This is a genomic window from Photobacterium toruni, from assembly GCF_024529955.1.
Taxonomy (GTDB): Bacteria; Pseudomonadota; Gammaproteobacteria; order Enterobacterales; family Vibrionaceae; genus Photobacterium; species Photobacterium toruni.
Genome location: NZ_AP024854.1, coordinates 1,921,248 through 1,946,540 on the forward strand (window position 1 = coordinate 1,921,248; position 25,293 = coordinate 1,946,540).

Consider the following 25,293-nt stretch of genomic DNA (forward strand, 5'->3'; position numbering starts at 1 on the left):
GGCTCCCTTTGATTTGAGGATACCATGGCCTACAGTACTTTTTGTCAAACTAGCAACGATCAACTTAAAGAACCGATGTTCTTTGGTCAATCAGTAAATGTTGCACGTTACGACCAACAAAAATTTGAAATTTTCGAAAAACTTATTGAAAAACAGTTATCCTTTTTTTGGCGTCCAGAAGAAGTAGATGTTTCTGGTGATCGCATTGATTACAATAACTTACCAGATCATGAAAAACATATTTTCATCAGTAATTTAAAATACCAAACACTGCTTGATTCTATTCAAGGGCGTAGTCCAAACGTTGCATTATTACCGATCGTTTCACTACCTGAATTAGAAACATGGATTGAAACATGGTCGTTTTCAGAAACGATCCACTCACGATCTTATACGCACATTATTCGTAATATCGTCAATAATCCGTCAATTATTTTTGATGATATTGTTCGTAATGAACATATTATTAAGCGTGCTGGTGACATTTCTAAATACTATGATGATTTAATCGCGGCAACTAATGACTACCATCGTTACGGTGAAGGCCAACATTCTGCTGATGGCATTGCTTTCACTGTTGATTTACATGAAATCAAAAAGAAACTGTATTTATGCCTAATGTCAGTCAATGCATTAGAAGCGATCCGTTTCTACGTCAGCTTCGCATGTTCATTTGCTTTTGCTGAACGTGAAGTGATGGAAGGTAATGCAAAAATAATAAAGCTAATTGCACGTGATGAAGCATTGCACTTAACGGGCACTCAGCATATGTTGAATTTGCTACGTAATGGCCATGATGATCCACAAATGGCAATCATTGCAGCAGAATGTGAAGAAGAATGTTTTAGCATCTTTAAAGCAGCAGCTGAACAAGAAAAAGAATGGGCAGAATACCTATTTAAAGATGGTTCAATGATTGGCTTAAACAAAGAAATTTTGTGCCAATATGTTGAATATATCACTAACTTACGTATGGCTGCTGTTGGCTTACGTCCTGCTTATGATGGCGCCAACCAAAATCCAATTCCGTGGATCAATTCTTGGTTATCATCAGATAATGTACAAGTTGCACCTCAGGAAGCTGAAATCAGTTCATATCTTGTTGGCCAAATCGACAATGATATCAGTGCTGATGATCTTGGTGATTTTGAGTTGTGAGTCAATTAACCATTACGGTTAATGATATTAAGGTTTGTGGCAATCGCCATGAACCTTTATTAATCCAACTGGAAAAAGCCGGTATTAAACCAGAATATCAGTGTCGCAATGGGATGTGTGGTGCTTGTCGTTGTAAACTTATTTCAGGATCAGTTACCCAACAAGATGCACTGGCTTTCATTGGTCCAAATGAAATATTAAGTTGTTGTTCTATTCCACAACAAGATATTGAAGTTCATTTTGACTATCAATTAAATACTCAACAGCAATCAACTAAAACGAAAATAGCTCTTTAATGCTATTTGATTATTTCAATCAAAATCAACAATAAAGAGCTAATATGTTTGTCTGTTAGCGGTACAACTACTTCACACACATCACGTGATAAACACCATCTTCAACTTCAGTACCTTCCGTTTCATGCTCAAACCCTGGGAATTCTTTATCCCAAATTTCTAAGCTATGTAAATAACCTATCTGTGGGCTATTTGCATCACCAAAGTTCTCACCAGACATCAACATAGGAATACCCGGTGGATAAGGAATCACGGCATTTGCAGCTATACGCCCTTGTAGTTTATTAGACGCTACCATTTCAACATTATCGTCCACTATCGCCTCAAACGCAGCGCGCGGAGTAATATCAGCCTTAGGCAAGGTTGAATAAGCAGCATTTAGCATTTCAGATGGAGTGTGGGTTTTTAAGTAAGTAAACATTTTATCGCCTAAGTCTTTCAGACCTAAATCACCATACACTTCAGGATAACTCGCAGCTAAATCAGGCAATACTGATTTCAATGGCGTGTTGTTATCATAATGCGTTTTAAAGCTCAGTAACGTATTAACTAACGTTGCCCATTTACCTTTAGTGATCCCCATTGAGAATAAGAACATAACTTGGAAATCAGTTGTACGGGTTGGTACAATACCAAAACGAGTAAGATATTGAGTAACTAACGCTGCAGGAACACCAGTATCAAGTAACTTACCATCGTCTCCCATGCCAGGTGCTAAAATACTCACTTTAATTGGATCTAGCATGCACCAATCTTTTGGAATGTCATCAAAACCATGCCATTTATCACCCGGTTTCATGATCCAAAAATCTTGGTTTGTTGCTAATAATTCCGCAGGAGCATCTTCAAAATCGTATTCAATCCCTGTATCAGGATCAACAATCGATTCCGCATTCCATGGTTTGAAGAACCAATCACCATCAGCAACAAATTCACGATGTAAACGCCCCATTGCTTGACGATAATCAACGGCTTCTTTGATCACTTCATTGGTTAACGACTCACCACGGTTACCCGCCATTTGTGAAACTGCAATATCATTTGAAACGCTGATCGCATATAGAGGCGATGTTGTAGCATGCATCATATATGACTGATTAAATCGCTCGAAATTGATATGATCTTTACCATTACGAACATGGATCCATGATGCTTGCGATAGTGCATTTAATAATTTATGGGTTGAATGCGTCGCGAATACTGTTGGTCCATCATCAGGTGTATCTTCAGGCTCACCACGCATCGCAAAGTGATCAGTATAGATAGGGTTAAAACGCGCATAGCCATACCATGCTTCATCAAAATGGATTCGATTGCTACTCTCACTTAAAATATCTTGAGCACGTTTCGCGTTGTAACATAAACCATCATAAGTACAGTTTGTTACCACGGCATATGTTGCCTTTCCACCGGCTTGAGCTTTTGTTAATTCACTACTTTCTGCTGATTTCTTTAGCCCTTCTGGCGACATTTGATCAGGGTAAATTGGACCAATAATGCCGTAACGATTGCGTGTTGGCACCATATAAACAGGCAATGCACCAGTTAACATTAATCCCTGCTCAATCGATTTATGACAATTTCTATCACAAATTGCTAGCGTATTTTCTCTCATACAAATTTGCATGATAGTACGGTTAGCCCCTGAAGTACCCGTTACTAATGAATAAGATTTATCAGCACCAAACACTTTTGCCGCATAATCCTCACTTTCACCAAAGGCACCAGTATGATCAAGCAATGAGCCCAATGAACCTCGCTCAATCCCCATATCTGAACGGAAAAGCCCTTCACCATAATAATTATAGAATCGTTGCCCTTCTGGTGTTTTTAGAAAACCTACCCCACCTTGGTGTCCAGGTGCTGCCCATGAATACTCATGAATACTGTCATACTTCATCATTGCATTAGCAAGTGGCGGTAATAACTGATCACGATAACGTTTCATGGCAGCAATTGCTCTACCTGCCATAAAATCAGAGGTATCTTCTAATATCCATGCAAATTCACTCACTAATGACATTAAATGGCGATCAACCGTTAATGTCATTTTCTTTCGTTCCGCGAGTAGGAATACAGGTACACCTTGCTGACGTTGATTTAATTTTTCAATCAGTGAAAAGAACATATCATTCTCTTCTTGTTGTTGACCCGTCATACTTGAAGTCAACATAAAGCAATCAACAGCCATATTTACATTAAGCATTGAATAACAATCATCATAAGTAGATGCTTTGGCGACAATAATTGATTCATCTTCAAATTGTTCAACTAATCGGTCGATAGCATTAGCAATCACACCTGTAGCTTGAGAGTTATCAAAAATTAATACTCTCATATGCTTACCATAATTCAACATATACAATCCTTTTATATCAGACTAATAATTAAAATTTCGTTTAATACAATAAACTCACGATGACACTTTATTATTTACAGCTTCGCGACTAGCAATAAATCCATAGAAGAAATAACCAAGTAACGTAATAATAGCACCATAGAATACTGCTTCTTCACCTGTAGAATATGCACCATATATACTATAAAGAACCGCAACTGAACCAATAATAATACCGTTCTTATATTCTTTTTGATTAACATCTGCATTCTTCATAATAATACCAAGAGCAGTTAATGCTAATACATAAGGCACCATATTTATAAATACGGCTAAGTTCACTAATACATTAAATTGTTTTAATAAGGTTGGAGAAATAGTCATAACTGCGAGAATTAATTCAAATGCCAGCATAATCATCATGCCTTTAAATGGCGCATCATATTTATTTAAATCACCAAATATTTTAGGGAATAACCGCATATCTGCAGCAACTTTAGATACTTGTGCATTAGTAAACTGCCAACCTAATAATGAACCAACACACGCCATGATTGCCATTGCAGTAATAATTTCGCCCACTAACGGACTAAACATTTGCGCAAAAACAAGTCCAAAAGGAGAATCCGATTTAGCTAAAATATCATTCGGAATAATCCCTTGAATAACGGTTGTTGAAGCGATATAAGTTGCTGCAGAAAATACGGTTGCCAACATACATGCAAGAGGGACATTACGCTTAGGATTTTCAACAGTACCAGAGTTAGCACCTGCTGATTCAATACCTAAAAAGGCCCATAACGTTAACGCCATACCAGAGTAAATCGCACTACCAACCGAGATATCATGCGGGTTCCAAGCTTCTTCAAAAACTTTTGTATCAAACCAGAACCAACCAATAATTGATAACCCCAGCACTGGAATAATAATTCCCCATACCGTTATTGTGGATATTTGTCCTGTAATTTTAGCGCCTTTTACATTGGCAAACATGGTAATAATTAAAATAGAAATCACACCAACAAAAGTATGAATGGGTGTTTCTTTTAGCCACGGAATAAAATATTCCAAATAGCCAACACATGAAACTGCAATTGCAACAGCACTAATAACAAGACACACATAGTAAGTATAAGAAGCAATAAAAAAACTGGATTTACCGTGTGCTTTTTCAGCATAAGCTGACATTCCACCATCATCAGTACAATACATTCCACATTTAGCAAATGCATAAGCAATCGCTAATGCACCTATTGCAGTCACAGCCCATGCGAGTAAAGCTATCCCTCCTGTTGCAGCTAAACTTGAGGGTAATAATATTATCCCCGACCCCATCATATTAACGGTAACTATGGTCGTTAGTCCCATTAGTCCCATTTTGTTACTGTTTGAACTCATAGCGTAAACTACCTTATAGCTTATTAATTATTTTTTAAATCAATATTATTTATATGGTTTTACCCATCAATGTGTTATATCGAAATAAGTATAATTTAAAATATCAAGGTCGGTTTATTTGTTAATGATATATTTTAATATTTTGATCCTGACATAATTAAATGGATTTTTTTTTGCACATTTAATTATATTGAACTAAGTTGTTTTGTTATTTATTTAATAATCAATGATTAATAACCACAAAAAAAAAGCGTATAAAAGAAAAAATCTTCTATACGCTATAATATTATTTTTATCTTACTCTTATTGCTTTATCTTAAATGTTGCAATGACATTAGCATTATTATTCTTAATACTTAATGTATTATTATTAATACTATAGCTTGAAAATTCAGGTAATGCGGCTAAGAATGCTTGCTCTAACTCCATCCCTTCCATACACATTTTACGTGTTGATGCAGCTTGACCAAGTGTTAACGTTGTTGCTGTTTGGGCTTCTAATGCACCATGAAAATTATTACAGCCAGAAAAACCACTCACGCTATTCGTCGTTGTATCAAACTGAATAAATGCACTATCGCCACCCGCACCAGGTTTTACGGCTTGACCCGATAATGTAACTAATTGCCATTGTGGACCGGCAAGTGTTGGTTGATTTGCTTGTGGCGTTGTATTTTGAGAAGGCGCTACGCGATCTAATTTAACATCTACTGGCTGTTTAGCATCTGCCGCAAATGGATTCACCGCGGATGTTGAAGTCATAACTAATTTATTATCGACCTTTATCGTTGCTCGTACATTATAACGATGATTCGTTTTTATTTTATTTGCATCATAATTTAATGTCACAGGATAAGGTGGCGTACCTGCAATATCCATGGATTCAGAACTTAATGTTACCGATGGTGCATCTGCAAGAGATACATCTTCAAGTGTTACATTCAATACTGCACCTGGTGGTAACATACGACGATCTAAATAGATAACACTGACTTCTAATGGTTTCATCTCGACTTTCTCGGCTTTAACAATAGCTGTCGGTTGTTGAGGTGCCTTAACGGTCGCTTCTTTATCATTACATGCTTGTAGCATTAATGCTGATAAAATTACAGAAGTTGCTATTACTACTTTTTTCAATTTGAAAGCCATTATTTTTCCTTAAATTTACGTATGTTTATTTGAAAAAATTACGCTGCTTATTTTTAAACTCGTCGCCCTGATCATCACTGTAATCTTAATATTACATACCATGATTAGAAACAGCATTTAGTTACAGCCTACCATTTATTATTGCAATAATACAGCATTCAAAATAACGAAGAAACAACACTGCTATATTATATTATTATGCTAATAACCTATAAATACTCACTTGCAATGCGATCAAGTGATTCATAACCACCAAATACATTTTTGCCCTGTAAATGACGACGTAACATATCAAACAATATGGTTGAGATAATCCAACGTCGATCATAATTATTATATTGACGCTTAAATATTAACTGCTGACACCAACAACCATCAGGGGTAGTAAGACCTAACATAAACCCATCCCCCGTAACTGATGGACCTGTTGTAAGAAGATAAGTTGCTGGCGCGTGTAAATGTAACCTTTGTGCCCGTAATGCAATTAATGTTGATAACTCTTCAGCACAAGCATGATCATCAATATTATCAGCCATAACCTCGCTCACCGCTAATCTTGCACTTAATGACGGTACATCTTGTAACCAATTAATCGCAAACCCACCAGAGCTTTGTTCTGATAATGCAAGAGTGGCATCCTTAGGTAATAAGTTCGCAATCGTATTTAGCAAGTCACAATTTTCACCAACAATATTATCGCCAAGTAACTCGACCATTTTTGATAATAACACCGGCGCTTGACTATCATCTTGAGGCGCAAATAACTTTATTTCAATAAATGGCAGCGATGAACGATAGCCTAAGCAACATCCATCAGGCAGAACTAATGATTGAAACAAATCGCTAATACTTGATTCGGATAAGCCATAAGTGTAGAAACGGTGGCAAACCTTACGGTCTGTTACATCAAACATCGTTTGTAGACGTGGTAATATTTTATCCTTTACCATGACCTTAAATTCACTTGGTACACCCGGAGTAAAAAACAACCACGCACGATTCAATTGCATCATAAACCCACATGCAGTACCTACTGGGTTATCAATTAATTCAGCACCTTCAGGTAACATCGCTTGTTTAAGATTAGCAATAGGCATCACTCGTCCCACTTGCTTATATTTCGCGGTCATTTCATCAACCCAAGCATCTGATTGCTCAAGACCAACATTAGCAGCCATAGCTGCAGATGCCGCAGTGAGATCATCAGATGTTGGTCCTAAACCACCATTCACAATCACAATATCAGCACTTAAACTACATATTTCAATTTCTTTTGCTAATGCTTCATAGTTATCGCCCACAGTCACTCTGCGCGTCATCGCAAAGCCTTGTTCAAAAAACTGTGCTGATAACCATGCTGCATTAGTATCCGTAATATCACCATACAGTACTTCTTCACCCGTACTGATCATCACAACACTAAGCATGATTATTATTCCCTATTAAATATTGCTCGGTGTTTACAGTCTATGCCGAACCCTACATCATGGATAGAATATTATGCATCATCGTTATTCTTCACTTTTTTTTAATTAACGCAAACCTGTGTAAACAATAATTTACACAATAAAGATAAGTTGACAGTTTTAAACTCTGTCGTTAATGTAGCAAAATATTTTAATCTTGTGATTACGCCTAGCTTAAAGAGAGTTAACGTGGAAAATATCTATTTTAATACTGCCTATCGATAGCCACAGTGGCTCAATCTAGGTGTAAACATTTAAAAACACTTCATCTTGATTATGCCATTGTGGCCGACTTTATTTATAGGGAGCGACCACAGGTATATTTATACCCCTCCCAAGTTACGTTCTTATCCTTTAGGGAGCGACATAATCATGTCTTTAAATAAAACATTCGGCAGTATGCTGATCATTGCTGGCACTACAATTGGTGCTGGTATGCTAGCCCTTCCTCTTGCATCTGCAGGATTAGGATTCACAACCGCTACAATTATCATGGTTGGTATTTGGGCGCTAATGACCTACACCGCATTATTAATGTTAGAAGTTCATCAACATGCTGATCCTTCAGCAACACTGAATACATTGGCATTAGAATTATTAGGTCGAAAAGGTCAAACCATCGCAACATTAGCAATGTTCTTCTTATTCTATGCATTGTGTGCTGCTTATATTGCAGGTGGCGGAAGTCAATTAAGTGAAAGAATATCAACGTGGACAGGTACAACAATTGCACCTCAAATTGGTGCCATCATCTTTACGATTATTATTGCAAGTGTGGTATCAATAGGTACACACAGTGTTGATATCGTAAACCGTATCCTTTTTACAGCCAAAGTAATTGCCCTTGCCCTAATGCTTGGATTACTACTTCCTCATATTCAAGGACGACATTTGGTTGAAATACCACTAGAAAAAGGATTAATTCTGTCTGCTTTGCCCGTTATTTTTACCTCTTTTGGCTTTCACGGTAGCATTCCATCGATTGTTCGTTACATTGGAATTGATATTAAAGCTCTGAAGAAAATCATGGTTTTTGGCTCTGCACTACCATTAGTTGTATACATTTTATGGCAATTAGCTAGCCAAGGAATTATGGGACAACCACAGCTAATGGCTAATAGTACCCTTGGCGCGTTTATTAGTAGTTTAAGTCAATTACTTCATAATCCAATGGTCGGTCAATCTGTATCTATTTTTGCAGATTTAGCATTAGCAACTTCATTTCTTGGTGTGAGTTTAGGGTTGTTTGACTTTCTTGCAGATACGCTTAACCGTAATAATCATTTAACGGGTCGAGGACAAACCGCATTAATCACATTTTTGCCTCCTCTAGCGTTTGCAGTGTTCTACCCTCAAGGATTTATTATGGCGTTAGGTTATGCCGCCATTTCATTAGTTATTCTGGCCATATTCTTACCCGTTGCAATGGTTAGAGCGCAACGAAAAATGCGACAGACAACAAACCAACCATCAGGATATATTGTAAAAGGTGGTTCACTGTCTTTAGCTATTGTAACCATCGTCGGCATAATTATTATTAGTGCCCAACTATTACAAATGGCGGGAATAATACCTGCTGTAGGCTAATCATTAATCTTCAACATATAACTGACAAGGATATTAACCCCCTTGTCAGTTATCTAAAAAGCATCAAAACAATTATAAAAATCACATTAAAAAATGAACCAAAATCACGTGAACACAATAAATGTATACTTAAACAGCATTATTTCGGTTATCATTTTTCGAATTAATACCTAAATATAAAAGAAAGAAGTTGGAGATGGATCCATTCTCACCGTTATATTATCTCCAAAATCCAATCTGGGTCTTTGATATAGATAATAAAAAAATCCTATGGGCAAATGATAAATCATTGCAATTATGGGAAGCGACATCGATTGAAGAGCTCTTAGATCGTGATTTTAATCAAGATATGTCAGCTGCCGTCGCTGCAACATTTTTAGAATACCAACAAGCATTTAAACTAAATAAAGTGATTAAAACTTGGTGGAATTTTAGTCCTAAAAATATTGATCAAAATACGCTCTGTTTATTTTCAGGGATCCCTGTTGATAATAATCGTATGGCTATGTTAGTTGAAGTTATTGCTGATGAATCCTCATTACGCCATGATCTAGCATTTTCAGACTGTTCAAATCTATCATTACTATTTTCTAATAATGGTGATTTTATTAGTGCTAATAATGCTTTCTTGCGTAATTATGGTGATAATTTAATCGACCTTTCTGAGTTTATTGGTGATACGAATATTTCTCAACAGTGGTTAGAAGATACGAAGAAAAATAATAATTTCAAATGTAATCGCCTATGTTGGACAGGACAAGGCCATCAGTGGTTTGATATTGAAGCTAAATGGCTCAATGACAACTCACAATTATTATTACAATTAATTAATGTCACTAAAGATAAAGAAAAACTCAATAAAGAAAAATACAATGCTGAACATGATTTTCTTACTGGTTTAATGAATCGTCGTGGTGTTTCTGCGGCATTAAAATCCAGCCATCATCATCTATCTCATTACAGTTTACTGTTTCTTGATCTGGATGGTTTTAAACTTGTTAATGATTCTTATGGTCATGCTGCTGGCGATAAATTATTACGAGCAGTTGCAATACGCTTATTAAATATTGTTAAAGATAAAGGTCTTGTCGCACGTTTTGGTGGTGATGAATTTATTATTCAAATAGAAAAGCGTAACTATACAACCATCACTGATTTTACCGACCAAATAATCAAAACGTTAAATCGTCCTTTTCATATTAAAGATATTGGTGAACTCTCTATCAGTTGCAGTATCGGTACGGCAAATTATCCTGATGACGCCAATAATTTTGATACGCTTGTAACACAAGCAGATATGGCAATGCACCGCGCTAAACAACGTGGCCGTAATTGTTACTATCCTTTTTTACAAGAAATGGCTGATGCGCTATATCGTAAAATGACTTTGCGCCATCATTTATCACAAGCACTAGAAAATCATGATTTCGAATTATATTACCAACCAATTGTTAATTTAAAAAATCAACAATTGAAAGGTTTTGAAGCATTGATCCGTTGGCATGATGATTCACTTGGTCAAGTTTCACCAGCAGAGTTTATTCCATTAGCAGAAGAGACAGGACAAATTGTACCGTTAGGGTTATGGATTTTGCACAACGCGTGTCAGCAACTAGCCTATTGGACTCAACATTATGACCAATCTTTTATTATCAGTATTAATTTATCACGAGCACAATTACAGCCAAGCCTTGCGCAAACCATTGAACAGATTATTAGCCAATATAATGTTAATCCCGCACAACTTGCATTAGAAATTACTGAATCAGCAATGCTACAAGATTACTGTGAAACAAAACCTTGTTTAGATGCATTAGCTGCAATGGGAATTGAATTATATTTAGATGATTTTGGTACTGGCTATTCTTCATTATCACAGCTACATGAACTTCCCATTAGCACAGTGAAACTTGATCAAAGCTTTGTTCAAGGCGAACATGCAAGTAGTAAAGTTATTATTGAAGCAACAAAAGCTATTTGTGAAAAATTGAATTTAAAAATTGTTGCTGAAGGCGTAGAAACACAAACTCAACTTGATTATATCAATCAATGTGGTTTTGATTACTGCCAAGGATATTTCTTTAGTAAACCAATGCCAGTACATGAACTTGAAAAGAAATATTTTTATACCACTCTACTCGATACCTCAACATCATCACTCTGATAAATAACAATTTCCCTATCGTCAATTTTATTAATGATAGGGAATATTTATTATAAATCGGTGAAATCACGACGCTCAGCATGAATCAATAAATTACGAGGAGTAATAGGCCGATCACAAAAAGTACCAATCACTACTTCATATCCTTGCTCTTCAAGAAAACACGCACGATCAAGTGCAAGCCAAATTTCAAGAGGTCGCCTAAATAATTGTCGAACTAACTCCATCCGTTCAGTAATTCTAAATCGTTTTTCACCCAGCTGTTGCCACTTATCAAAATCAATATCAGCGGGTAAACTAACACCTCTTTTTGCAGCAGCCCATCGACAAAAAGCTTCAAACCCTTGTGTAAGTAATGCTTTTTGTACATTAGGAACTGAAAGATAATTATCAGTTTGGCTTAGCTCACGTTGTAATAAATCAAAGCCTAAACGAAAACTAACCTCTACAAATCGTAATTGTTTTACACGATTACCCGCAGTAACCGTTTCTTGTAATGGCAGACGTAAATCATGCTTTGATAACACTAATGCACTTGTTTTTGCTACAGCAGATATAGGTTGATAATGCGCTTGACGAATTAAATGATAGCAACAAGGTGAGATACTGACTGCTGCCCCTTTTTTAGCAACAACACGCTGTAATAGTGATACATGTAAATCACCACAGGCATGTAATGCAACAGCATGCTGCTGACAATTTATCGCATTATCACTATCTGCACTAAAGGCATCAGCATGTATAAAATTAATATTTAACCCTAATTGCTTAGCCGCATCTCTACCATCAACGCATAATTGCTGCTGCCACTCTAGGCTCGTTACTGGTTGTTGATGCGAGATAGCTAAAACTCGCCCTAGATAACCTTTACCAGCACACCACTCTAACCATGGAATCCCTAAAGAAGGTAACACCTCGTTAAATGCGGTAATTTGCTGCCATTTTCGCCCAGGAACTCCATTATCAAAACCTTGCGGTATCGATATGTTAGTCCGTACTAATGGCGGTATTTCATTTGTAAGCTGAGTCAACTCCTCAGCATCTTCAATCCACGGCATTAATGCTGCTGTTAATGCATAAATATCATTACCCAACATCTGTAATTGATCATCATCAAGTGCCATTAACCACTGACAAAATGGGAGATTTTGTTGCCAAACAAAACCACGTTCAGCAAACGGCATAAACTGCCAAAAGTGACGATTTTTTACCAATAATGCATCAAGGCGATGAAAAAGCTCAACGTAGTTAGACATAAACAACCATTACCCCACTAAAATTGGGGGCTAGTGTATACTAAGCTAACATCTTACACATTAACCAAATAAAAAAACCGCTATCACTAACGGTCATAAATCATACCAACAACAGATAACGTTATCTCATCGGTAAATCCATTGAAGCAAACATGTCATTTATTTCTGCCGCATTTTTTAAAGCGATAGCCTGATCAACAACATTACGGGTAAGATGAGGCGCAAAACGCTCCATAAAATCATACATATAGGTACGTAAAAAAGTTCCCTTCTTAAAGCCTATCATCGTCGTACTTGACTCAAAAATATGGCTAGCATCAATGGCAACTAAATCATCATCGGCATCAGGATCCATCGCCATACTCGCAATGACTCCAACGCCAAGCCCCAAGCGTACATAAGTTTTAATAACGTCTGCATCTGTTGCAGTAAACACTATTCTTGGTGTTAAACCTGAGCGATTGAAAGCACTATCAAGTTCTGAACGTCCCGTAAAACCAAAGACATAAGTCACTAATGAATAAGCGGCTAAATCATGAATAGTAATAGTTTGTTTAGTTGCAAGAGGATGATCTTTACGTACCACAATTGAGCGATTCCAATAATAACAAGGTAGCATAATCATATCTTGATATAAGTGTAACGCTTCTGTCGCTATTGCAAAATCAGAATTACCTTTACCTACAGCATCGGCAATTTGAGTCGGCGTTCCTTGGTGCATGTGTAATGACACTTTTGGAAATCGATGTGTAAACCCTTGAATAACATGTGGAAGTGCATAACGTGCTTGAGTATGTGTAGTTGCAATATTCAGCGTACCCATTTCAGGGTGAGTATGTTCACCGGCGACGGCTTTGATACTTTCAACACGCGATAAAATATCACGAGAGATTCGTACGATATCTTCGCCTGCAGATGTGACTTTAGTTAAATGTTTACCGCTACGTTCAAAAATTTGAATGCCTAATTCATCTTCCAATAAACGCACTTGCTTACTAATACCCGGTTGAGAGGTATATAAACTCTCAGCCGTTGATGAAACATTGAGGTTATGATTTACGACCTCAACGATATAACGTAATTGTTGTAATTTCATGGTCTCGCCCAATCAATAATCCGTTACCTTTCACACTTATCCATAAACTCATTAACTGATTTTTATTTCAAAGCATGATCGTGCAACCATGTAATAAATATTTTATATATTGAATTAGCCTTGTTTCATAGTATTAATTTACTTTTCATTATAAAAATACAATTCCACAATCAAACAAGGCATAAGGCAATTCACAAACACACGCTAACATATAGGCATTTAATTATATTAAATAATACGTTAAAACGAAGAAGAAATAATAATACTATTACCTAAAAACCTTATGTGAAAATTATTTTATTATCTAAAAAAATATTATTTTCACGCTATAACTCTGTATATTGAGGTAAAGTCAGAATAAAAACAAAGCATTTAATTTAAAAAGCAATATCTTTCTCTACAGCGTTATTTGGTTAGCATTTTTTACTAACAAACTACCACTAAACAACGAGATAGTGTATCTTCATGGATAATATATCAACCTTAGAAGATAGACACATTTTATGAGTATTCCTCTTGTCATTGGCTTAATCAGTCTGCTACTCATTTTAATTGTTGGTTACAATATAATTATTCAATACCGTCAAAGAATAGAAAGTGCCAAACAGCAAGAATTAGCAAAACAAATTGCAATCATTGATGCGACAGAAGAACTTATTAGTAATGCGAGTCATTTGCCCTATAGCAAAGAACTCTTAGTTTGTCTTAATCGGCGAATTCTTTATGCACTTGAAACGCTTGCCGAAGTTGATACAAAAGATCGTTCATTGAAACAACGGATCCATCATGTTAGTGAACAATTAACACACCTAGAAATGCATTTTGATCAAACGAATGTTATCCCTTTTCAGGTTCCTAATTCCGATCGTCAGGCGATTGGTATGCTTCAACTAGTAAAACGATTAAAAAACGTTCTCAAAGGAGAGCATAGTAAAGGTCGTATTGCGACTCAGGCTTATGTCAGTGAAAATACGCGTTTAGATAGCATGCAATTAAGAATAAATATTGAAAATGTTGTTAAACGTGCTAATGACGCCCGCCTAAAACGTCAATTTGGGACAGCAAAACAATTACTAAAAAAAGGCATTGATGTTCTATCATCACGCAATGATGCTTACGCTACTAAAGCACAGCAAAAACTACAATATATGCTTAATGAGATTGATAACAATATGAGCATCAGTAGTGAACAAGAACGTCAACAATTACTGGATAAAGATAATGATGAATTAGATGTACTATTTCAACCAAAGCGGAAATGGTGATTTACTTTACTTTGTCTTAAAATGACACAGCAGCAGAGGTCGCAATAGCGGCCTTTTTTACGCCTTCAATAACAATAAAAAAAGATATCTCTTATGGATAGCACTCAACACATGGTTAATGAACTACTTCAACCTATTAATCAATTTCTTCAATGTAATACTCCTGATAGCTGGATTAATGAAGCTATTAAACCTGACAACCTAATTCCATTATTAGTTGATCATTGCAATTGTGAATTAAAAGCAAGTCAGACGGCGATGTTTATGGTCCGTAAATACGCGGTAGATAAACAAAGTGGCGCAGCACTCATGGCGTGGGCAAAACCGTATGAAGATTTTGTCTATGGCGGAAATAACCGCTCAACAACTGATTTTCATAGTAAGAAAAATGGCTTATTAGCACCATTAACACCCCGTAGTGATTTTACTCACGGACAGGAACTAATCGATAAAATGGTTCGCTTAATTAAAGAAGAATTTCACCATTTTGAACAAGTATTAGAGATAATGGATAAGCGCGGCATTCCTTATAGCAACCTTCATGCTGGACGCTATGCTAAAGGGTTAATGAAAGCCGTACGTACCCATGAGCCAGCCACCTTAATCGATAAATTAATCGTGGGTGCTTATATCGAAGCTCGTTCATGTGAGCGATTTGCTAAACTTGCGCCCTATTTAGATTCCGAATTAAAGAAATTCTATATTTCATTATTACGTTCAGAAGCGCGCCACTATCAAGATTACCTAACACTGGCAGAAAAAATTGCGGGAACAAATATTGCTGAACGTATTCGTGTTATAGGAACAAAAGAAGCCGAATTAATTATGACGCCTGATGACACCTTTCGGTTCCACAGTGGTGTTCCGCTTGCAGGCGTTACTTGTATTTAACATCATAATCTTGCGCCTTTACACCAACAAAAAAACCGCCAAATTTGGCGGTTTTTTTTAATCACAGAATAATGAATTACTCTTCTTCTGCTGATTTTTCTTTTTTAGGCTTCTTACGCTTATCAGTAATTTCCCACTTACCGTCCACAAATAGACCCGTCCAGCCTGTTGGCTTACCGTCTACTTCTGAGCGCACGTAATTCTCTTTAGTTTTACGTGAGAAACGAATCACTGTTGGTAAACCGTCAGGATCAGCCACTGGCGCATCGGTTAAGTATAAGAACTTAGGCGATAAACGCTCTTTAAAGCGAACAAGCTCTTCCACTAACGGTGCACGTGTTTCACGTGATTTAGGGAAAGTGCTCGCAGCCATGAACAAACCAGATGCACCATCACGTAAAACAAAGTACGCATTGGTGTCTTGTGTACATGGAATTTCAGGTAAATGTACAGGATCTTCTTTTGGTGGCGCAACTTCGCCATTTTTTAGAATCTTACGGGTGTTCTTACAATTTTCATTAGTACACCCCATGTACTTACCAAAACGACCGTTCTTCAGTTCCATATCAGAACCACACTTGTCGCATTCAATCAGCGGGCCTTCATAGCCTTTAAGCTTGAACTCACCTTTTTCAACAATGTAACCATCACAGCTTGGGTTATTACCACAAACGTGAAGTTTACGATCTTGATCAATCAGGTAAGCATCCATTGCCGTGTTACAAATAGGACAACGTTTTTTGGCGCGTAATGCTGCCGTTTCAACGTCTTCCTCAAGCACATTAACGATGCCTTCTTCACTGCCTAAGTTGATCGTTGTTTTACAACGCTCTTTAGGTGGCAGTGCATAACCAGAACAACCAAGGAATACCCCAGTTGATGCAGTTCGAATACCCATAGGTCGTGAACATGTCGGACATTGAATATCCGTCAGCACGATGTTATTAGGCTGCATACCACCTTCTGATTCATCCAACTCCGCTTTTTGAAGCTCGGTCGTAAAATCAGAAAAGAACTCATCAAGTACTTTCTTCCAGTTTTTCTCACCTTCAGCGATTTTATCGAGATTACCTTCCATGCGGGCAGTAAAATCAAAATCCATCAAATCAGGGAAACTGTTGTCAAGACGGTCAGAGACAATCTCACCCATCTTTTCAGCATAGAAACGACGTTGATCAACACGCACATAACCACGATCTTGAATAGTTGAGATAATTGACGCATACGTTGATGGACGACCAATACCACGTTTTTCAAGTTCTTTAACCAATGCAGCTTCTGTAAAGCGTGCCGGTGGCTTAGTAAAGTGTTGCTTAGGCTCAAGTTGCTCTAACTTCAGTACATCACCTACGTTAACTTCAGGTAATGTTGTATCTTCATTTTTACCTGATGGGCGCTGTACTAATGTCCAACCTGCAAAACGTAATGTACGACCTTTCGCTTTCAGCAAAAAATCACCTGCTTTAACGTTAATCGTACTTGAATCATATTTTGCTGGCATCATTTGACAAGACACAAATTGACGCCAAATTAAGTCATACAACTTAACTGCGTCTTGATCCATACCTTCTAAATTTTCTGCTTTTACTTCTACGTGTGAAGGACGAATCGCTTCGTGCGCTTCTTGAGCATTTTTCTTACTGCCATAAACATTGGCATTTTCAGGTAAATACTCATTACCATACTCATTACCAATCAGCTCACGTGCTGCTTCAACGGCCTCTTTAGAAAGGTTGGTTGAGTCAGTACGCATGTAAGTAATATAACCTGCTTCATATAAGCGCTGTGCTAGGCCCATAGTGCGCTTAACGCCATAGCCTAGACGTGTACTTGCTGCTTGTTGAAGTGTCGATGTGATATAAGGCGCAGAAGGCTTACTACTCGTTGGGCGATCTTCACGCTCAATAACTTCATACGCAGCTTTTTCAAGAAGCGCATGAGCTGCCATCGTATCGACTTTATTCTCTGGGCGGAATGCTTTACCCGCTTGCTGTGCGACCATTAACCGTAACGCATCTTTACCGACGGTTAGAGTATCAGCATGAATATCCCAAAATTCTTCAGGATCAAATGCATTGATTTCATGTTCGCGTTCAACAATCAGTTTTACCGCAACAGACTGTACACGACCAGCTGATAGGCCACGGGCAACCTTTTTCCACAATAGTGGCGATACCATGAAGCCCACAACACGATCGAGGAATCGACGCGTTTGTTGTGCATTCACACCATCAATATTCAACTCACCAGGTTGTTCAAATGCTTGTTGAATTGCATTTTTGGTGATTTCGTTAAATACCACTCGTTTATAGCGTGATTCATCGCCACCAATGATCTCACGAAGGTGCCACGCAATGGCTTCTCCTTCGCGGTCTAAATCCGTTGCGAGATAAATATAATCAGCATCTTCCGCTAATTTTTGAAGTTCACTAACGACTTTTTCTTTACCTGGAAGTATTTCATAATGCGCATTCCAATCATCATAGGGATCAACACCCATCTTGCTGATTAACGCTTTACGATCTTTCTTCTGTTTAATCGCTGCTTTTTCCTCAACACTCAACCCTTTAGTCGATGTTGCTACAGCTTTTTTACCGCCACTGCGGGCGCCCGTTGGCAAATCACGTACGTGACCAACGCTTGATTTTACAATGAAATCCTTACCCAAGTACTTATTGATTGTTTTCGCCTTGGCAGGGGACTCCACGATAACGAGAGATTTACCCATAATGACCCTATTACGTCCTCGTGCTCGCTAATTCTAAAAATATAAATAACTGCTTAGCTAATCATTAGCGCCACAACATTCGACCAATCTCATTAAGTCACTGATCGAAACATTTAAGAGCAGTGAATTAATATGATGAGTTACAATTTGAGAATGATACATATTTGCAATTAATAATTGCACTTTATTTACGTAAAATACTCTTTACATATTGGGCTAGAAAACAAGAAGGTCAACTGCTTTTTAATTAATTTCGTTTATTTGGTTGTACCTTCCGCACTTGTTATTAAGTTGTGAATATTTTCTATGCTTTGTTTCAGCCCCTTACAACGTACTGATTATCAAGGTGATAAAATCCTAATTTACCTTATAGGACAATCACTTTGATGATTTATAACTACGGTAATAATAGAAAGTTACATCATCATTATCATCTATATAGAATTATTTGATCAGTTTTCCTAAATTTTTTTGCATTTAATCACAATATTGATTCTTTTTAATCTAATTCCCGCTCGTATCTGAATAGATATTAACCAATTAACAATTCCGTTATTTGTTTTCTAGCAGCAACTTACTTAAACTGTGTTCATTCTACTATCGATGAGTATTAATCATGGCTAATAAAGCTGAAATTTCAATCAATGAACTATTAATGATCGCTAATCAAATCATTCAAGATCACCAAGATTACGTTGAAGGCATGCGTGCAACATCTGTAACAGAAAAAGATGGTGTATTGATCTTCAAAGGTGAATATTTCCTTGATGACGAAGGTCTACCAACGGCTAAAACGACCGCTGTATTTAATATGTTTAAGTTTTTAGCTCATAAATTATCGCCAGAATTTACCCTAAGCACACTGCTTGTTTAAATCAAAAAAACCCGCAATCATTGCGGGTTTTCTTAAAGACGAATTATCTTACTACATTACATAAAGGGACGCTGACCACGCGCAACCCACTTCATTAATAATGTATCAGCAGCTTCACTTGAAGCACCTGATAACTTCTCAATTAACTTTTTACGACGCACATATTTAACTTGTAACACTTCACGCGCTTTACATGCTTCTGTGATTAAATCATCACTGGTACTAATTTGATCAACCAAGCCTAATTCAAGTGCTTGTTGACCAAACCAATGCTCACCTGTTGCAACTTTATTAAGATCAAGCTCTGGGCGATGAACCGCAATAAATTGCTTAAATAAACCATGCGTTTCTTCTATTTCTTCTTTGAATTTCTCACGCGCTTTATCTGAATTTTCACCAAACATAGTCAAGGTACGCTTAAACTCACCTGCTGTAATTTGTTCAAACTCAATATCATTTTTCTTCAATACCTTACTGAAGTTTGGCAACTGTGCAATAACACCAATTGAACCGACGATTGCAAACGGTGCTGATACAATTTTATCTGCTACACATGCCATCATATAACCACCACTAGCCGCTACTTTATCAACAGCAATTGTTAGTGTGATCCCTGCCGCTTTTAGGCGATCAAGCTGTGATGATGCCAAACCATAAGCATGTACCATACCGCCACCCGTTTCTAAACGTAGCAATACTTCATCACCTTCAATTGCAATCGCTAAAATTGCACTAATTTCTTGGCGTAATGACGACACTTCTCGTGCATCAATACTGCCATGAAAATCAATCACGAATAAACGAGGATCGCGAATCGTGGTTAAATTTCCATTTTTCACCGCTTGTTTTACTTCGTTTTGACGTGCTTTATCTTGTTCTTTATCTGATTTTTTTTCTGCCTTATCACGTGCTTTTAATAATGCTTTATCAAATAAATGTGATTCTAAGTGCTCAACAGTCTCTTTATATTGCTCAGTCAAATCGGTAACTTCTAGTTCACCTTTTTGAGAACCGTGACGCCCATTTAACGCTTTTGTTAATACCAACACACCGACAATAGCAATAACAACTGTCGCTATTTTGGCAAAAAACAAACCATACTCAAACAAAAATTCCAAGATTCAACCCTCTCTTTTGGCAACAAAAAGCGCCATAATTTATTATCAATGTGTAATCATTATCGCCGTTATTCGCTCGATTTATTACTATAATAAATCAAATTCACCGTCACGATATTCAAATAAAAGTACATTCTCTCAGAATGTAAATTTTGATATGTTTTAGTAGTAATCGATATTACAGCTAAGCTCAAGACTTGATACGTTCTTCGACGAAAAAACAGTCAAATAACAACAAAAATACATTTTTAAAAGGAAGCTACTGTGCATTATCAAATTGCTGCAGACAATTTAAAAGATCGCGTAATATTAGTTACTGGGGCGGGTGATGGTATAGGTAAAGAGGCTGCAATTCACTATGCCGCACATGGTGCTACGGTTATTTTATTAGGTAGAACAATCGCTAAACTTGAAGCTGTTTATGATCAAATAGAAAAAAATAATGGTAAGCAAGCTGCAATTATTCCACTCGATCTAATCGGGGCAACCAAACAACACTATCTTGATATGGCAAATACCATTCAACAACAATTTGGACGTTTAGATGGTGTATTACATAATGCAGGTCTGTTAGGCGCATTAAGTCCTATTGATCATATCGAAGAATCTGTTTTTGATGATGTGATGCAAGTTAACGTTAAAGCGCAACTATTATTAACTCAAGCTATTTTGCCGTTAATCAAACAGTCACCTGATGGTCGTATCATCTTTACCTCATCAACAGTGGGTCACAGTGGTCGTGCTTTTTGGGGGACGTATGCAATTTCTAAATTTGCAACTGAAGGCATGATGCAAGTACTTGCTGATGAGCTTAGTAATACAACTGTTAATGTCAATGCGATTAATCCTGGCGGTACTCGTACAGGTATGCGAGCCCAAGCTTTTCCTGCTGAAGATGCGCTTTTATTAAAAACACCCCAAGAGATTATGCCGCTTTATTTATATTTGATGGGACCTGAAAGTCGCCATGTCTCTGGACAATGTATTGATGCTCAGCCCAAGCGTAAACCCGGTATTAGCAACGAACAATAAATAACAGTTATAAAAAAAGCCGATATCACTATCGGCTTTTTATAATTCATAATGCCATCACACATTACATTATTAGCAGTGCGTAAACACTACTGACGTGTACGTGGTTTTTGTGGCTTATTCGCTGCTAATGGATTACGACGATTTGCCGCATTGCCTGAAGGCTTACGCTTGCCTGATGTATTTTGCGGCTTATCTGATGCATTATAAGGCTTCTTCGCATCATCTTTTGGCTTGCCCGCTATATGTACTGGTTTACCTTTAGCGCGATCTGAACGTGGTTTTTCGTTATCACGACCCGTCGGTGCTGGTTTAGTACGACCGCGTCCACCACGTTGCTCTTGTTGCTGCGAATCAACTTCAGCATTGCGGCTTGAACTTGACGGCGCACGGCGATCATTATTGCGACCACGACGACCACCCGTTGTTTCTACACGCTCTTCATGACGACGAACAGCACGACGAATTTGACGGATACCTTTTTTACGCTTTTGACCTTCAACTGTTAATACAGTTTCAGTCTCAGGCGGAAGTTCTACCGCGGTACGCAGTTCATTTACTTCTTTTAATTCAAGCTCGCTCCAACCACCACGAGGCATATCTTTAGTTAAGTAAACATCACCATAACGAACACGTTTCAGACGGCTAACAGTCACACCCTGAGAGTCCCATAAACGACGAACTTCACGGTTACGACCTTCAGTGATCATAACGTAGAAAGTATGGTTCATGCCTTCACCGCCAGAATAAACCACATCTTCAAAGCGTGCGATGCCATCTTCTAGCTCAACGCCTTTAACGACATTTTTGATCATTTGTTCGTTTACTTCACCAAATACACGTACCATGTATTCACGTTCAACAGTACGACTTGGGTGCATTAAACGGTTAGCTAATTCACCATCAGTAGTGAAAAGTAACAGACCAGATGTATTCGCATCTAGACGACCAACAGAAACCCAACGGCCTGTTGTTAGACGAGGTAGACGATCAAAAACGGTACGACGACCTTCAGGATCATGACGAGTACATAGCTCACCTTCCGGCTTGTTATATGCCAAAATACGGCAGATTTCTTCGTCAGACGAAATTAATGTAATGTTATGACCGTCAATACGAACATTAACGCTAAGATCATCAAGACGATCGCCAAGTGTCGCAACAACACCATCAACACTAACACGACCATTTTGGATCATTAATTCAATTTCACGACGTGAACCTTGACCTGCTCGTGCTAATACTTTTTGTAATTTTTCGCTCATTGTAAACAAACCTTTGTCGCCTTCACAGGCGTCGAAATCCTCATCAAATACCTCTTCTCTACTCTCTTTTTATAGCTGCAATAATTGTGCAAAAAAGAAAGTGAAGGGAAATGATGCGAATAGCAATAATTTGGATTCTAGCGCGATAATCAATTATCTATCATGCCAGATATGTAGCCGATTATTATCGCAAATATAGCGATTATTTACCATAAAAATAGCGATAAAAAAAACGTATCATAAACAATATGATACGTTTATAAAAATGCATATATCGACAATACATTTACTGTGGAAATTAAACGATTTTATTCAAACGGCGTAATATCACCAGCACCAACGCGGACAATCTCAATGTTACCGTCACTAAAATCAATAACAGTAGTCGGTTGCTCACTAAGATAACCACCATGAATAATAAGATCGACCGCATACTCTAATTGGTCACGAATCTCATCAGGATCCGCTTCTGTGGTCTCTTTACCTGGCAAAATTAAACTGGTCGACATCATCGGTTCGCCTAATGCTTCAAGTAATGCCAAAGCAATATTATTATCAGGCACACGAATACCAATCGTTTTACGCTTAGCATTCATCAATCGACGTGGCACTTCTTTTGTACCTTTAAAGATAAAGGTATAAGCACCTGGAGTATTATTTCGCAATAAACGAAACGCAATATTATCAACACGGGTATAAAGCGATAGCTCAGATAAATCACGGCATAATAATGTGAAATTATGCTTATCATTTAAACGTCGTATTTGACAAATACGCTCTAGCGCTTGTTTGTTTTCCATTTGACAACCCAGAGCATAACCTGAGTCGGTAGGATAAACCACAACCCCACCATTTTTAATAATATCAACGGCTTGATTAATTAAACGCGTTTGAGGTGTTTCTGGATGTACATAAAAAAACTGACTCATTTTTCCTCCTTTGAGATAGATAACTCCGGGGTTATTTCTACCTCAACTCGCTTTTTCTCTACCGTCCAATGCTGCCATAACGGCACCACATCTTTAGGTAACCACAAATTGCGGCCTAATTCGGTCCATGGGGATGGATAATGAAAATCAGATCCTTGTGAAGCGAGTAAATTATATTGGATGGCGTAATCCCCAAAAGTACGTCGTTCTTGCGGTGCTTGTTGAGGTTGAGCAACTTCAATGCCGTCGCCATTAGCTTCAATAAAGTGCTGAATTAAACGCTTTATCCATTTTGCTGTCATTTGGTAACGACCGGGATGAGCAATAACGGCTTGGCCACCAGCGGCGTGAATAACAGTAACCGCATCAGCAATGGAACACCAACTTGGCGGAACATAGCCGGGATTGCCGCGGGTTAAGAATTTCTTAAACACCGCTTGCATCGTTTTAGCGTAACCTTGTTCAACCAACCAGCGAGCAAAATGCGCACGCGTAATCGAAGCGTCACCCGCTAATGCCATCGCACCCTCAAAAGCACCGGGCATTTTGTTTTTTTCTAATCGTGCGCCAATCTCTTTTGCACGTTCAAGTCGATGTTCGGCTTGGGCGTTTATAAATGAAATTAACTCAGGATGATTGGGATCTATATTAAGCCCAACAATATGAATATCAAAGTTTTGCCATACCGTTGATATCTCAATACCATTAATTAATGTAATCGGTAATTGTTCTTGCTCAATAATGGCATGCGCTTGTGCAAGGCCATCAATCGTATCGTGATCGGTAATTGCCAACACATCAACCCGCATATCCACGGCGCGTCGAACAAGATCTTGCGGCGATAAGCGGCCGTCTGACGCTGTAGTATGACAATGTAAATCAAACAACATAACTTTACTTCTTGACTTTGTTTTTATGAACTAGTTTACTAGTACGTAATTACTAAGAGTGATATTGGTCTTTTCCCTCACAACCTTTAGCTAGTTTAAACCAATTCACCGCTCTACACCTTACTAAACCTTAGATATAGCAGCAGACAAATAGGATTGCGCCATGTTACAGCAAATTAGTGTACAACGACCGCCTTTCTTGACTATTTGCGGGTGGCAAGCGATGTTATGGCAAGAGTGAAATACAGTAACATTCTGAACTTTTACTTAAGCCTATTATCACAGAATGCTTTTTTTAGGTCAAAATAACATTACTCATAACAACCCAATATATTGATTATTATAAATTTGACTAAATTAAAACGTTGCAACGCACTTTGTTAAAAATTATCG

Annotated in this window: 19 protein-coding genes; 8 read left to right on the forward strand and 11 right to left on the reverse strand. The window is 37.6% G+C overall.

Features of this window, described 5'->3' with window-relative positions:
• Positions 1-24 precede the first annotated feature (24 nt).
• Positions 25-1,158, forward strand: coding sequence for a class Ia ribonucleoside-diphosphate reductase subunit beta (gene nrdB, locus OC457_RS09110; protein WP_080173142.1), 1,134 nt, complete (start codon positions 25-27; stop codon positions 1,156-1,158).
• A complete protein-coding gene (gene yfaE / locus OC457_RS09115; protein WP_080173141.1) occupies positions 1,155-1,454 on the forward strand; it encodes a class I ribonucleotide reductase maintenance protein YfaE in 300 nt (99 codons plus the stop codon). The genes nrdB and yfaE overlap by 4 nt, the downstream gene beginning before the upstream one ends.
• Before the next feature lie 67 nt (positions 1,455-1,521).
• Here yfaE and adiA read toward each other — a convergent pair whose 3' ends face one another.
• The 4 genes from adiA to OC457_RS09135 form a co-directional block, all read right to left on the reverse strand.
• Positions 1,522-3,813, reverse strand: coding sequence for an arginine decarboxylase (gene adiA / locus OC457_RS09120; RefSeq protein WP_080173140.1), 2,292 nt, complete (start codon positions 3,811-3,813; stop codon positions 1,522-1,524).
• A gap of 54 nt (positions 3,814-3,867) precedes the next feature.
• Complete coding sequence (potE, locus tag OC457_RS09125; protein ID WP_080173139.1) at positions 3,868-5,190, reverse strand: putrescine-ornithine antiporter; 1,323 nt, start codon at positions 5,188-5,190, stop codon at positions 3,868-3,870.
• Positions 5,191-5,493: 303 nt separating this feature from the next.
• The gene (locus tag OC457_RS09130; protein WP_080173138.1) at positions 5,494-6,339 is read right to left on the reverse strand and encodes an META domain-containing protein; all 846 of its coding nucleotides are present in this window, start codon (positions 6,337-6,339) and stop codon (positions 5,494-5,496) included.
• A 209-nt stretch (positions 6,340-6,548) separates the two neighbouring features.
• Positions 6,549-7,766 (reverse strand): CinA family nicotinamide mononucleotide deamidase-related protein, encoded by a 1,218-nt coding sequence (locus OC457_RS09135; RefSeq protein ID WP_080173137.1) that lies wholly within the window; start codon positions 7,764-7,766, stop codon positions 6,549-6,551.
• Between the two features lie 411 nt (positions 7,767-8,177).
• Between OC457_RS09135 and tyrP the strand changes: the two genes are divergently transcribed.
• A complete protein-coding gene (tyrP, locus tag OC457_RS09140) occupies positions 8,178-9,392 on the forward strand; it encodes a tyrosine transporter TyrP (protein ID WP_080173136.1) in 1,215 nt (404 codons plus the stop codon).
• A 196-nt stretch (positions 9,393-9,588) separates the two neighbouring features.
• Positions 9,589-11,556, forward strand: coding sequence for a putative bifunctional diguanylate cyclase/phosphodiesterase (locus tag OC457_RS09145; protein WP_080173135.1), 1,968 nt, complete (start codon positions 9,589-9,591; stop codon positions 11,554-11,556).
• 50 nt (positions 11,557-11,606) lie between these two features.
• Here the strand turns inward: OC457_RS09145 and OC457_RS09150 are convergent, their stop codons facing one another.
• Together OC457_RS09150 and cysB are read right to left on the reverse strand one after the other, a co-directional pair.
• Complete coding sequence (locus OC457_RS09150; protein ID WP_080173134.1) at positions 11,607-12,812, reverse strand: methyltransferase; 1,206 nt, start codon at positions 12,810-12,812, stop codon at positions 11,607-11,609.
• A gap of 121 nt (positions 12,813-12,933) precedes the next feature.
• A complete protein-coding gene (gene cysB / locus OC457_RS09155; protein ID WP_080173133.1) occupies positions 12,934-13,908 on the reverse strand; it encodes an HTH-type transcriptional regulator CysB in 975 nt (324 codons plus the stop codon).
• 503 nt (positions 13,909-14,411) lie between these two features.
• Between cysB and OC457_RS09160 the strand changes: the two genes are divergently transcribed.
• Positions 14,412-15,173 (forward strand): DNA repair protein, encoded by a 762-nt coding sequence (locus OC457_RS09160; RefSeq protein WP_080173132.1) that lies wholly within the window; start codon positions 14,412-14,414, stop codon positions 15,171-15,173.
• A 93-nt stretch (positions 15,174-15,266) separates the two neighbouring features.
• The gene (gene miaE, locus OC457_RS09165; protein WP_080173131.1) at positions 15,267-16,064 is read left to right on the forward strand and encodes a tRNA isopentenyl-2-thiomethyl-A-37 hydroxylase MiaE; all 798 of its coding nucleotides are present in this window, start codon (positions 15,267-15,269) and stop codon (positions 16,062-16,064) included.
• A gap of 76 nt (positions 16,065-16,140) precedes the next feature.
• On the opposite strand, the gene topA is transcribed toward miaE, so the two are convergent.
• A complete protein-coding gene (topA, locus tag OC457_RS09170) occupies positions 16,141-18,792 on the reverse strand; it encodes a type I DNA topoisomerase (protein ID WP_080173130.1) in 2,652 nt (883 codons plus the stop codon).
• A 616-nt stretch (positions 18,793-19,408) separates the two neighbouring features.
• Between topA and OC457_RS09175 the strand changes: the two genes are divergently transcribed.
• Positions 19,409-19,666, forward strand: a complete 258-nt coding sequence (locus OC457_RS09175; protein ID WP_080173129.1) for a YciN family protein — start codon at positions 19,409-19,411, stop codon at positions 19,664-19,666.
• A 56-nt stretch (positions 19,667-19,722) separates the two neighbouring features.
• On the opposite strand, the gene sohB is transcribed toward OC457_RS09175, so the two are convergent.
• Positions 19,723-20,784 (reverse strand): protease SohB, encoded by a 1,062-nt coding sequence (gene sohB, locus OC457_RS09180; protein WP_080173128.1) that lies wholly within the window; start codon positions 20,782-20,784, stop codon positions 19,723-19,725.
• Positions 20,785-21,048: 264 nt separating this feature from the next.
• Here sohB and OC457_RS09185 point away from each other — a divergent pair, with 264 nt between their 5' ends.
• Positions 21,049-21,816 carry a YciK family oxidoreductase gene (locus OC457_RS09185; protein ID WP_080173127.1) on the forward strand — a complete coding sequence of 256 codons (768 nt, stop codon included), beginning with the start codon at positions 21,049-21,051 and terminating at the stop codon, positions 21,814-21,816.
• A gap of 89 nt (positions 21,817-21,905) precedes the next feature.
• On the opposite strand, the gene rluB is transcribed toward OC457_RS09185, so the two are convergent.
• From rluB to rnm, 3 genes are all read right to left on the reverse strand, one after another.
• Positions 21,906-23,081 carry a 23S rRNA pseudouridine(2605) synthase RluB gene (gene rluB / locus OC457_RS09190; RefSeq protein WP_080173126.1) on the reverse strand — a complete coding sequence of 392 codons (1,176 nt, stop codon included), beginning with the start codon at positions 23,079-23,081 and terminating at the stop codon, positions 21,906-21,908.
• Between the two features lie 308 nt (positions 23,082-23,389).
• Positions 23,390-24,010, reverse strand: a complete 621-nt coding sequence (locus tag OC457_RS09195) for an L-threonylcarbamoyladenylate synthase (protein ID WP_080173125.1) — start codon at positions 24,008-24,010, stop codon at positions 23,390-23,392.
• Positions 24,007-24,900, reverse strand: coding sequence for an RNase RNM (gene rnm, locus OC457_RS09200; protein ID WP_080173124.1), 894 nt, complete (start codon positions 24,898-24,900; stop codon positions 24,007-24,009). Before rnm ends, OC457_RS09195 begins: the two co-directional genes overlap by 4 nt.
• Between the last annotated feature and the right edge of the window lie 393 nt (positions 24,901-25,293).

Excerpts from the sequence above, each read along its gene's own strand:
- nrdB (WP_080173142.1), top strand. The coding sequence starts at position 25 with ATGGCCTACAGTACTTTTTGTCAAACTAGCAACGATCAACTTAAAGAA.
- adiA (WP_080173140.1), bottom strand. The coding sequence starts at position 3,813 with ATGTTGAATTATGGTAAGCATATGAGAGTATTAATTTTTGATAACTCT.
- potE (WP_080173139.1), bottom strand. The coding sequence starts at position 5,190 with ATGAGTTCAAACAGTAACAAAATGGGACTAATGGGACTAACGACCATA.
- OC457_RS09130 (WP_080173138.1), bottom strand. The coding sequence starts at position 6,339 with ATGGCTTTCAAATTGAAAAAAGTAGTAATAGCAACTTCTGTAATTTTA.
- OC457_RS09135 (WP_080173137.1), bottom strand. The coding sequence starts at position 7,766 with ATGCTTAGTGTTGTGATGATCAGTACGGGTGAAGAAGTACTGTATGGT.
- tyrP (WP_080173136.1), top strand. The coding sequence starts at position 8,178 with ATGTCTTTAAATAAAACATTCGGCAGTATGCTGATCATTGCTGGCACT.
- OC457_RS09145 (WP_080173135.1), top strand. The coding sequence starts at position 9,589 with ATGGATCCATTCTCACCGTTATATTATCTCCAAAATCCAATCTGGGTC.
- OC457_RS09150 (WP_080173134.1), bottom strand. The coding sequence starts at position 12,812 with ATGTCTAACTACGTTGAGCTTTTTCATCGCCTTGATGCATTATTGGTA.
- cysB (WP_080173133.1), bottom strand. The coding sequence starts at position 13,908 with ATGAAATTACAACAATTACGTTATATCGTTGAGGTCGTAAATCATAAC.
- OC457_RS09160 (WP_080173132.1), top strand. The coding sequence starts at position 14,412 with ATGAGTATTCCTCTTGTCATTGGCTTAATCAGTCTGCTACTCATTTTA.
- miaE (WP_080173131.1), top strand. The coding sequence starts at position 15,267 with ATGGATAGCACTCAACACATGGTTAATGAACTACTTCAACCTATTAAT.
- topA (WP_080173130.1), bottom strand. The coding sequence starts at position 18,792 with ATGGGTAAATCTCTCGTTATCGTGGAGTCCCCTGCCAAGGCGAAAACA.
- OC457_RS09175 (WP_080173129.1), top strand. The coding sequence starts at position 19,409 with ATGGCTAATAAAGCTGAAATTTCAATCAATGAACTATTAATGATCGCT.
- rluB (WP_080173126.1), bottom strand. The coding sequence starts at position 23,081 with ATGAGCGAAAAATTACAAAAAGTATTAGCACGAGCAGGTCAAGGTTCA.
- OC457_RS09195 (WP_080173125.1), bottom strand. The coding sequence starts at position 24,010 with ATGAGTCAGTTTTTTTATGTACATCCAGAAACACCTCAAACGCGTTTA.
- rnm (WP_080173124.1), bottom strand. The coding sequence starts at position 24,900 with ATGTTGTTTGATTTACATTGTCATACTACAGCGTCAGACGGCCGCTTA.